Raw genomic sequence first — 10,745 nt, forward strand, 5'->3', positions numbered from 1 at the left:
GGCGCCGCCAGCGTCTGCGCCCCCATCTACACCGCCGAGATCGCCCCCGCGAAGGTGCGCGGTCGCCTCGTCGGGCTGGTGCAGTTCAACATCGTGCTCGGTATCCTGGTGGCCTACCTGTCCAACTGGATCGTGCGCACCGTGGTCAACGACCCGACGGTCGACTGGCGCTGGATGTTCGGCGTCATGGCCATCCCCGCCACGATCTTCCTGCTGATGCTCTTCACCGTCCCCGAGACCCCGCGCTGGTTGAAGGCCAATGGCCACGACGCCGAGGCCAAGGAGATCATCGGACGCCTCACCGAGACGCCCGAGGAAGCCGCGCTGCAGGTGCGCGAGATCGACGACTCACTCGCCGAGGCCGCCCGCAACAATGACAAGCAGGCCAAGTTCTTCACTCGCGGCAACCGCAAGGTGATCCTGCTCGCCTTCACCATCGCCATGTTCAACCAGATGTCGGGCATCAACGCGATCCTCTACTACGCCCCCACCGTGATGCAGAAGGCCGGCGCCAGCGCCAACTCCGCCTACCTCATGAGCGTGGCCGTCGGCCTGATGAACCTCGTGGCCACGATGACTGCCCTGACCGTCATCGACAAGATGGGCCGTCGCAAGCTGATGCTGGTCGGATCCATCGGCTACCTGGTCAGCCTCGGCTTCCTCGCCGGCGTCATGTTCTACTACGAGAACGCCAAGGGCGGCGCCTTCAACTCCACCTCCTCGATCCTCGTCCTGGTCGGCCTGCTCGGCTTCATCGCCGCCCACGCCTTCGGCCAGGGCTCGGTGATCTGGGTCTTCATCTCCGAGATCTTCCCCAACCGCATCCGCGGCCGTGGCCAGTCGCTCGGATCGCTGACCCACTGGGTCTTCGCCTGGCTCACCAGCACCCTCTTCCCGCCGATCATCGACGCCTTGGGTGGCGGCGTCGCCTTCTCGATCTTCCTGGTCTTCATGGTCGGCCAGCTCTTCTGGGTGCTCAAGGTGATGCCCGAGACCAAGGGCGTGCCGCTGGAGGAGATGGAGGCCAAGCTCGGCCTCAGCCGCGCCTGATCGTCCCCACTCTGGAAGGATCGCTCCATGAACACTGAAGTTCCCACACAGGTCCTGTGCCTCGGTGAGGCCCTGGTCGACGTCGTGATGCGCGGGGGCGAGGTGACCGGCGAGCACGTCGGCGGCAGCCCCCTCAACGTCGCCTGCGTCCTGTCCCGCCTCGACCATCCCGCCACCATCGGCGCCTGGTGGGGCGCCGACGAGCGCGGTCACCGCATCGAGGCGCACGCTGCCGAGCACGGCGTCGCCGTCGCACCGGGCAGCAATGGTGCCGAGAAGACCTCGGTCGCCTATGCCCACCTGGATGCCGAAGGGCGCGCCGACTACGAGTTCGACCTCGACTGGGCGCTGCCGGCCCTCGACGGGCTGGACCGGGTGGCGCACCTGCACACCGGTTCCATCGCCGCCACCCTGGAGCCGGGTGGTTCCCAGGTGGTCGAGGCCGTGCGTGCCGTCCGTGAGCACGGCACGATCAGCTATGACCCCAACATCCGCCCCGCCCTGATGGGCTCCCCGGTGGAGGTGCAGCTGCGCATCGAGGAGCTCGTGGGGCTGGCCGACGTGGTCAAGGCCTCCGACGAGGACCTCGAATGGCTCTTCCCCGGAACGCCGGTCGAGGACGTCATGCGCCGGTGGGCGACGATGGGGCCGTCGCTGGTGGTGGTCACCCGCGGACCGTGGGGTGCCTATGCGCTGCTGGCGCACAACCGCGACATGCTGCACGTCGACCAGATGACGGTGAAGCTGGCAGACACCGTCGGGGCCGGTGACTCCTTCATGGGCGGACTGCTCTCGGGCCTGCTCGACGCCGGCCTGCTGGGCACCCGGGAGGCATCCGAGGCACTGGGCCGGGCCACCTGGGACCAGGTGCAGCCGGCCCTGCACCGGGCCGTCAGCACCTCCGGCCTGACTGTGAGCCATGCCGGTGCGCACGCCCCGACGCGCGAGGAGCTGGCCGTCGCCCACGAGAAGGACCCGTCGCTGGCCAGCTGACCGCCAACCTGCCGGGACACGGGCTGAAATCCCGTCCTGGCAGGGATCGGGGTGCTTGCATCGACGGGTGACCACGCGCAGGAGTCTTCTCGGCAGCACGATCGCGCTGGTGGCGTTGGCCGCCGGATGCAGCAGGGACGGTGCCAGCAGCGCCGCAGGACCCACGTCCGGGTCCTGGGGTGCTGCTGGCACGTCCGCCCGGGCTGCCTCGCCCACCCCCGCGCCGACCTCGGCCGGCAACTGCGCCGCGCTCGTCGACCCGCTGCCGCCGGGGGCGGTGACGATGCTGCTCTTCGGGACCGATTCGCGGCAGAAGACCTCCCTGTCGGGCAACTCGGATGCGATCGTCCTGGCCCAGTTCTCGGCCGATCGGCATCATCTTTCGCTGGTCTCCATCGCCCGTGACTCCCATGTCGCCATTCCCGGCATGGGCAAGGGCAAGATCAACGCAGCCTTCGCCCAGGGCGGCACGCCACAGTTGGTGCGCACCGTCAGCCAGCTGCTGGGAGGGATCCACATCCCCATCACCGTGCAGGCCAACTTCACCAGCTTCATCGCCCTGACCCGGTGGATGAAGGGCATCACGGTGGACAACAAGCACGCCTCGACGGTCAAGATCAACTCCACTGGCAGGGTGCTGGACTTCCACACCGGCCGGCTCACGCTCGAGAACACCGACGCGCTGGTCTACGCACGAGAGCGCAAGAGCCTGCCGCTGGGTGACCTCGACCGCGCCGAACGGCACCGGGCGCTGGTGACTGGCATGGTGCGCGGGCTGCAGGCCGCGGACAAGGCCAGTCCCCAGGCCTTCGCGACATTGGCGGGCAAGCTGGCCACGAACGTCAAGATCACCGGCCTGGACCCGCGCCAGGTCCCGGCCCTGGCAGCGCCACTGCGCAGCATCGACACCACTGACGTCACCTCGCTGCTGGTGCCGATCAGCCGCTTCGACACCGTCGGTGGAGCAGCGGTCGACATCGTCGACGAGCAGCGCACCGCAGAACTGGCCAGGGGGCTGGCCGCCGGTGACCTCTCGGGCTATGTGAAGGCCCACGGCACCGGGTACGCCCCCGGCAGCTGACCTGACGGCTCAGTGGGCGACGAGCTGGACCAGCAGGATCTTGACGACGGTGCCGAGCGCGAACAGGGCCCCGTAGGCACTATCGATGCGTTCGTCGTTGGCCCGGCTGTTGGCGAAGCCCAGGATGGCGGGCTGCCCGACGAAACCGGCCAGGGCGCCGCTGGCCCGCTGGGCGGACAGGCCGACCAGACGCGCGCCCGCCAGGACGGTCACCGAACCAAGGAGCAGGATCACCCCCGAGAGAATGATGATCTTCATTCCTGTGACTGTCAATGCCTGTGAGATGAAGGCCCTTCCCGACGCCAGGCCCACGGCGGCGAGGAAGATCATCAGGCCCAGCTGTCGCAGGGTCGCATTCACCGGGCCGGGCAGGTCCCAGCGGAAGGGGCCGGTGCGGTGCAGGGTCCCCAGCACCATGCCCACGACCAGCGGTCCGGCCGCGGCCCCCAGGGCAAAGGTGATCCCACCGGGCAGCGGCACCGCCACCGTTCCCGCCAGCAGCCCCAGGCTGATGCCCAGCCCCATCGTCAGGGCGTCCACCTGGCTGACGCGTCGCTCCGAGTCGCCGAAGAAGTCCACCGCCTCGTCGATGTGGCCGGTCGGCACCACGGCCAGCACCCGGTCGCCGGGCTGCAGCACCAGGTCGTCGCGGGCCAGGATGTCCAGGTCGCCCCGGCGCACCCGGGTGATGACGCCGTGCAGGTCGCCCAGCACGTTGAGCTCCCCGATGGTGCGGCCCACGACGGCCGGTGAGCTCACCAGGAAGCGACGGAAGTCGACGTCGCGGCGGTGGTGCGTGAGCTCGCCGTCCTCGCTGCGGCGACCCAGGTGGGCGGTGGCCCGCTCCACGTCGGCGGGCATCCCGATCACCAGCACCCGGTCGTCGTCCAGCAGGTCTCCCTGCCCGCGGGCCACCCGGATGTCGCCATCGCGCTCCAGGTAGGAGAACTTCACCGCCTGGCTCTTCCAGCCCGGCACGTCCTCCAGGGCGGTGCGACGGGTCACGTGCACCGTGTGGGCGACGATGCCGGCCTCGGCCATTGACGGGACGTCGCGGGTGCCCGGCCAGCGGCGGTTGACCACCAGCGCCACCAGTACCATGCCGAGCACGACACCGGTCGGATAGGCCAGGGCATAGCCCACCAGGGTGTCGCCGGAGCCTCCCGTCGCGGAGATCGCCGCGTCGATGGCCGGCGAGGTGAGCACACCGGCATAGGAGCCCGCCAGGTGTGCCGGGCTCAGGCCCAGCAGGGGCGCCAGGCCCGCGCCCGCCACGGCCATCGCCACCAGCCCCACCACGCCGGTGAGCATCAGCGACCACTGGCGACGCAGGTCACTGACGAAGGTGGATCCGGCGGCAAGCCCCACCGTGTAGCAGAAGAGCACGACGCCCAGGCTCTTCACCGGCCCCAGCCCGTCGGCCAGGCGCGGGTCGAAGGAACCGATCACCAGGCCCATGAACAGGGCCCCGGCCGCGCCGAACTGCAGCGGACCGAAGCGGATCTGGCCGAGCAGTGCGCCGGCGGACAGCACCACCATCAAGGTCAACAGGGAATGGGTGGCCAGGAAGTCGAACACGCAGGCTCCGGGATCGCAGGAGTGGGGACACGCCATTGTCCTCCCGCTCACCAGGTGGGGGCCAACGAAGGGCAGGATGGTGGACGTGGCAGACGACAGGGCGGCGAGCGTGCTGGTGGTGGAGGACGACCGGGACTCCTACCGGTTGCTGGCCGAGATCCTCCAGGAGCGGGGCATGGAGGTGCTCCAGGCCTTCACCGGCCCCGACGGGCTGCGCCTGGCCCTGCAGAAGCAGCCGGACCTGGTGCTGCTGGACCTGATGCTGCCCTTTCAAGAGCGGCGACGAGGTGCTGCGGGGCATCCGGGAGCACAGCCAGGTGTCGGTGATCATCATCAGTGCCTGGGAGACCACCCGCACCAAGATCGACCTGCTGCAGCTGGGCGCCGACGACTACGTCACCAAGCCCTTCGACATCGACGAGGTGGTGGCCCGGTGCGAGGTGGCGCTGCGCCGCAGCAGCCTGGGGGCACCCGTGGCACACCTGCACAGCGTCGGGCCGGTCCAGCTCGACGAGGCAGCGCACACCGCCATGGCCGGCGGGCAGGAACTGCAACTGACCGCGACCGAGTTCGGGCTGCTGACGGTCCTGGTGCGCCAGCCCCGCATCGTCCACGCCAAGGCACACCTCTACGCCGAGGTCTGGGGCGAGAGCATCGGCTACGACGAGCGCACCGTCAATGCCCACATGAGCAACCTGCGACGCAAGCTGCGCCAGGCCTGCGACGCCGACCCGATCCACACCGTCTGCGGCATCGGCTACACCATGCGCCAGCCGTGAGGGTCTTGGGGAAGTCTTGGCACCGGTCTTCACAGATCCTTGACACTCGTCGCCGAGGCTCGTGGTCATGACGCAGATGGTGGTGGCAACCCACGGGTTGACCAAGAGCTATGGGAAGGTGCGGGCCCTCGACGATGTGTCCCTCGAGATCCCGCACGGGGAGATCTACGGCCTGGTGGGGCAGAACGGTGCGGGCAAGACGACCCTGATCCGGCTGCTCACCGGCCTGGCGCGGCCGAGCAGCGGCTCGCTGGAACTGTTCGGCAGCTCGGGAGCTGCCGCCAACCGGCAACGCCCCAGGATCGGGGCGCTGATCGAGGCCCCGGTGCTGAGCATGGACCTGACGGCACGCCAGAACCTCGAGGCCCTGCGCATCCAGCGCGGACTGGCCGGACGGCAGTGGGTGGACGAGGCGCTCGAACAGGTGGGACTGGAGGGGGCCGGCAGCAAGAAGGCCCGCCAGTTCTCGCTCGGCATGCGGCAGCGGCTCGGCCTGGCCGTCGCCCTGCTCGGACGCCCCGAGCTGCTCATCCTCGACGAGCCGGTCAACGGCCTCGACCCCACCGGGATGGCGCGCATCCGCGAGGAGCTGGTGCGCCGGGCCCAGCAGGAGGGCACCACGATCCTGCTGTCCAGCCACCTGCTGGCCGAACTCGACCTGTTCGCCACCCGCTACGGCTTCATCCACCAGGGACGGCTGGTGCGCCAGCTGACCGCCCGCGAACTCCACGACCAGTGCCGGCGCAGCCTGCGGATCGGCGTCGACGACGCCGCCCGTGCCGCGACCGTCCTGGAGGAGGAACTGCGCGTCACCGGCTACCGCATCACCGACGGGCACCAGCTGCTGCTCGACAGCCACCTCGACGAGGCGGCCACCATCAACTCCGCCCTGGTCCGTGCCGGGGTGCAGGTGCACCAGCTCGAGGTGCGGGGTGCCAGCCTCGAGGACTACTTCTCCGACCTCGTGAAGGGGGCCTGACATGTTCGCCAACATCCTGCGTGCCGACGCCTACCGCTTCGTCCGCTCCCGCTTCCTGCACGTGACCGTCGTGGTCTTCCTCGCCGTGATCGGCCTGTTCTCCCTGTTCGCGAGCGGTGATGACCAGACCAGCTTCGCCTTCGGTGGTCCCACCGGGCAGACGAAGGACGGAATCGCGCTGGTGGACGGCTTCATGGGCTTCACCTACGCCGACCCAGCCCACCCCCGTTTCTGGGAGCTCGTGACCACGGCCACCTGCTTCACCGCCGTGACGCTCTTTGCCGTTGCCATCACCGGCATGGTGGTCATCACTGCCGACGACGCCAATGGGATCACGAAGGTCGCCGTGGCCCAGGGACAGTCGCAGACCATGCTCTTCCTCTCCAAGGTGGTCCTGTCGGTCCTGGTGACCGCCGTCCTGTGGGCGCTGCACAATGCGCTCACGCTGGCCATCACGCTCAGGGTGACCGGGGCGTCGATGACCACCGACCAGCTGTGGCGCTGGGCCGGCCACTGCGGGCTGCTCTGCCTGCAGCTGGTGGTGCTGATGCTGACGGTGGCGGTGGTGGCCCTGGTCTCGCGCTCCCGGGTGGTGGCGCTGGCGGTGCTCTTCGCCCTGGTGATGGGGGCGATCGTGCTGGGCGCGGTGCTGCAGTCCCACCCGTCGCGGCTGGGGGACCTGCTGCTGGGGGCCAACCCGATGTGGCACATCAACCGCTTCTCCCGCTCCTGGGCCGAGGAGCAGATCATCGGCCATGCGTGGACGATGGTGGTGGTGGGCACGGTCCTGACCCTCGGCGCGGGCGTGGCCTTCCTGCGTCGCCGCGAACTGGGCTGACAGACTCGCCCCATGGGGAATGACTCCTTGCTGGGCTGGGCCGCGGCCGCCGTGATGGCGCTGGTCGCGGCCTGGCTGCTGCAGCGCCACCGGGGCCTGCGCCGTGAGATCCGCCGGGTGCGCGAACAGCTGGAGCTCCACCGGGAAGCGGGCTCGTCCGAACCCCTGGCCGTCGTGGTGCGCGACGACGAGCTGGAGCACCTGGCGGCCGAGGTGGACGGCTCCATCGACCAGTACCGGCGCGTCGCGGCCGAGGGTCGGGCCAGGGAGGCCCGGCTGAGGCGCGAGATCGCCGACCTCTCGCACGACCTGAAGACGCCGCTGATCGCCATCCGCGGCTACCTGCAGCTGCTGCAGCGCGACGGCCTGGCGGCCGACACCTCGCCGGCCAGGCTGGGAACGGTGCTGGGGCGCGTCGATGACCTGGGGCGCCTGGTGGACGACTTCTTCGAGCTGAGCGTGCTGGACTCGACCGACCACCACCTGGAGCTCGGCCCGGTGGATGCCACGCAGGTGGTCACGGATGCGCTGCTCGGCTTCTACGTGCCGCTGCAGGAACGTGGCATCGAGCCCGACCTCGTCCTGCCCTCGCGCCCACTGGTGGTGCAGGCGGAGGCGACGGCCCTGTCCCGGGTGGTGCGCAACCTGGTCTCCAATGCCCTGACCCACTCCACCGACGGCCTGCGCGTCCGTCTGGGTGCAATCAACGGCCGGGCGGTGCTTGTGGTGGCCAATGGCGCGGCCGATGCCCGGCCCGAGGAGGTCGAGTTGATCTTCGAGCGCTTCTACCGGGCTGACCGGGCCCGCACGCCGGCCCGCACGCCGGGCTCGGGCTGTCGATCGTCAAGGAGCTCGTGGCGCAGATGCGCGGCAGCGTGCGTGCCGAACTGGACGGACAGGAGCTGCGGATCGTCGTCGAGCTGTCCCTGGTGCCGCAGGCCCGGACTGTCGGTGGGGCCGCATAGGCTTGGCCCATGCGCGACCTGCAGAAGACGATCATCGACGAGATGGGTGTCCAGCCCAGCATCGACCCGGCAGCCGAGGTGGAGCGACGGGTCCAGTTCCTGTGCGACTACCTCCAGGCCACCCACACGGCCGGCTTCGTGCTGGGCATCTCGGGGGGCCTCGACTCCACCCTGGCCGGACGGCTCGCCCAGATGGCCGTCGACCGGCTGCGGAGCCAGGGCGTCGAGGCCGACTTCGTCGCCGTCCGCCTGCCCCACGGCGTGCAGGCCGACGAGGCCGATGCCGCCGCGGCGATGGACTGGGTGGCCGCCTCCACCGAGGTGACGATCAACATCAAGTCCGCCACTGACGGCATGGAGGCCGCCTTCGCGGCCGGCACCGGGATGCAGATCAGCGACTTCAACAAGGGCAATGTGAAGGCCCGGTTGCGCATGGTCGCCCAGTACGCCATCGCCGGCGAACGCAACCTGCTGGTGATCGGTACCGACCACGGCGCCGAGTCGGTGACCGGCTTCTTCACCAAGTTCGGTGACGGCGGCGCCGACATCCTGCCCCTCCACGGCCTCGACAAGGGCCAGAACCGGCAGCTGCTGCAGCACCTGGGGGCCCCAGAGGCCCTGTGGCAGAAGGTGCCCACGGCAGACCTGCTCGACGGGAAGCCGCTGCGCACCGACGAGGACGAGCTGGGCCTGACCTATGACCAGATCGACGCCTACCTGCAGGGCGAGCAGGTCGACGACGAGGCGGCCGAGAAGATCGAGCAGAAGTGGTTGCGCAGCCGCCACAAGCGCACCACGCCCGTCACTCCCGCCGACCAGTGGTGGCGATGAGCATGCGTCGATCCCTCACCGCCCTGGCCCTGGCCGGAGCTCTCGGGCTGGGCGCCTGTTCACCCGGCACGACGCAGGCCAGCGATTCCTCGAGCCCCGCGACGCAGCCCTCGGCCCGGTCGTCGACACAGCCTGCGTCCGGCGCCTCGTCCGCGCCCATCGCGACGGCCTCCGACGGGGTGGACTGGGTGCAGGTGGCCAAGAAGGTCTCCCCGAGCGTGGTGGCCATCTCGGTGGCCTCGAACCGGGGTTCGTCGTCGGGCTCCGGCGTGGTGCTCGATGCCAAGGGGCAGGTGGTGACCAACCACCACGTGATCGCCTCGGCCGCCCAGGGAGGTCAGATCCTGGTGACCTTGCATGACGAGCGGGTCTTCGACGCCCGGGTGGTGGGAAGCGACGCCGCCAGTGACTTGGCCGTGCTGCAGGTGGTCGACCCGCCCGCCGACCTTGCCCCGCTCGAGGTGGCCAGCTCCAACGGGCTGGTGGTGGGTGCCCCGGTGATGGCCGTGGGCAATCCGCTCGGTCTGGCCGGCACCGTCACCACGGGCATCGTCAGCGCGCTGAACCGGCCGGTGACGGCGGGGGACCAGGACCCGAGCTCCGGGGGAGGGGAGCCGGTGGTGACCAATGCCATCCAGACCAGTGCCGCGGTCAATCCCGGAAACTCGGGCGGCGCGCTGGTGGATGCCCAGGGTCGCCTGGTGGGCATCAACTCGTCGATCGCCACCCTGGGCCAGGGGCAGGGCAACATCGGCATCAGCTTCGCCATCACCACCGACCAGATGGAGTCGGTGGTGGACCAGATCACCACCAATGGCCGGGTGCGTCACTCCAACCTGGGCGTCATGGTGACCGATGCCGTCGTGCAGGCCGACGGGGACCGCAAGTGGGCCGCCGGCATCACCCAGGTGGCCTCGGGCAGTGCGGCGGCGACGGCCGGCATCAAGCCGCGCGACGGGGTGATCGCCATCGACGGCGAGCCCGTCGACTCCGCGCTGAGCCTGATCGCCCAGGTGCGTGAGCGGGCCGTAGGAACGAAGGTGACGCTGACCATCGCACGGGCGGGCAAGCAGCAGGACGTCGATGTGACCTTGGGCGCACGTCCCTGAGCAGCTCTTCCACCGCCGCCACTGCGCACGTGGTAGAGCTGCTGGGTGCTTGCTCCAGCACGGGCCCAGTGCCCCTTGGGCGCGCGTAGTGGCGAGCCTGCTTCCAGCCGCCACCGAGGCTGCCACTGGGACCCATGGCTTGAGCCACTGGCCCCGCTCGGGTTGGAACTCGAGCGTGTGTGGGGAACCCGAGCGAGCAGGGGCAGCGATCTGGGAGTCAGAGCGTCCCAGGGCATGGCCACAAACAAAGTTGAGTCCATTGGGCTCAAGGTGGAATAGACTGGCCCCGTAGCGAGTTGAGTCAGATGTACTCAAGTCTGGACCCCAGTCGAGGAGTGGTCTCGGACTTGCTTCCAGGACACGACTTTCGAAAGAGGAGACATGGACACGAAAGAGGAGACATGGACACCGAGAAGCTCACCACGATGAGCCGGGACGCGGTCTCGGCCGCGATCCGCAATGCCCTGGCCGCCGGCAATCCGACGGTCGAACCCCAGCACCTGCTGCACGCCCTGCTGATGGTGCCGGAGAACTCCGTCGCG

9 protein-coding genes and 2 pseudogenes are annotated in these 10,745 nt (G+C 69.5%); 10 read left to right on the forward strand and 1 reads right to left on the reverse strand.

Translation table 11 applies throughout. The features are described from left to right. From ACHFFZ_RS09130 to ACHFFZ_RS09140, 3 genes are all read left to right on the forward strand, one after another. Positions 1-1,050 (forward strand): sugar porter family MFS transporter (locus ACHFFZ_RS09130; RefSeq protein WP_394276326.1); only part of this gene is annotated, 1,050 nt, incomplete at its 5' end. A gap of 27 nt (positions 1,051-1,077) precedes the next feature. Continuing rightward, the gene (locus tag ACHFFZ_RS09135) at positions 1,078-2,043 is read left to right on the forward strand and encodes a carbohydrate kinase (RefSeq protein ID WP_394276327.1); all 966 of its coding nucleotides are present in this window, start codon (positions 1,078-1,080) and stop codon (positions 2,041-2,043) included. A 67-nt stretch (positions 2,044-2,110) separates the two neighbouring features. Beyond that, positions 2,111-3,124 (forward strand): LCP family protein, encoded by a 1,014-nt coding sequence (locus tag ACHFFZ_RS09140; protein ID WP_394276328.1) that lies wholly within the window; start codon positions 2,111-2,113, stop codon positions 3,122-3,124. Positions 3,125-3,133: 9 nt separating this feature from the next. On the opposite strand, the gene ACHFFZ_RS09145 is transcribed toward ACHFFZ_RS09140, so the two are convergent. Further along, positions 3,134-4,663, reverse strand: a complete 1,530-nt coding sequence (locus tag ACHFFZ_RS09145) for an aspartate:alanine exchanger family transporter (RefSeq protein ID WP_394276334.1) — start codon at positions 4,661-4,663, stop codon at positions 3,134-3,136. Between the two features lie 115 nt (positions 4,664-4,778). Between ACHFFZ_RS09145 and ACHFFZ_RS09150 the strand changes: the two are divergent. The 7 genes and pseudogenes from ACHFFZ_RS09150 to ACHFFZ_RS09180 all read left to right on the forward strand — a co-directional run. After that, positions 4,779-4,958, forward strand: a pseudogene (locus tag ACHFFZ_RS09150) (response regulator); the annotation flags it as partial. 31 nt (positions 4,959-4,989) lie between these two features. Further along, complete coding sequence (locus ACHFFZ_RS09155) at positions 4,990-5,481, forward strand: response regulator transcription factor (protein WP_394276329.1); 492 nt, start codon at positions 4,990-4,992, stop codon at positions 5,479-5,481. Positions 5,482-5,548: 67 nt separating this feature from the next. Next, complete coding sequence (locus ACHFFZ_RS09160) at positions 5,549-6,460, forward strand: ABC transporter ATP-binding protein (RefSeq protein WP_394276330.1); 912 nt, start codon at positions 5,549-5,551, stop codon at positions 6,458-6,460. A 1-nt stretch (position 6,461) separates the two neighbouring features. Beyond that, positions 6,462-7,298, forward strand: coding sequence for a hypothetical protein (locus ACHFFZ_RS09165; RefSeq protein ID WP_394276331.1), 837 nt, complete (start codon positions 6,462-6,464; stop codon positions 7,296-7,298). A gap of 54 nt (positions 7,299-7,352) precedes the next feature. Continuing rightward, a pseudogene (locus ACHFFZ_RS09170) lies at positions 7,353-8,096 on the forward strand (sensor histidine kinase); the annotation flags it as partial. A gap of 176 nt (positions 8,097-8,272) precedes the next feature. After that, positions 8,273-9,094, forward strand: coding sequence for an ammonia-dependent NAD(+) synthetase (gene nadE / locus ACHFFZ_RS09175; protein ID WP_394276332.1), 822 nt, complete (start codon positions 8,273-8,275; stop codon positions 9,092-9,094). Positions 9,095-9,096: 2 nt separating this feature from the next. Beyond that, positions 9,097-10,203 carry a S1C family serine protease gene (locus ACHFFZ_RS09180; protein WP_394276333.1) on the forward strand — a complete coding sequence of 369 codons (1,107 nt, stop codon included), beginning with the start codon at positions 9,097-9,099 and terminating at the stop codon, positions 10,201-10,203. The last annotated feature ends 542 nt before the right edge of the window (positions 10,204-10,745 follow it).

This window comes from Luteococcus sp., assembly GCF_043424415.1.
Classification (GTDB): domain Bacteria; phylum Actinomycetota; class Actinomycetes; order Propionibacteriales; family Propionibacteriaceae; genus Luteococcus.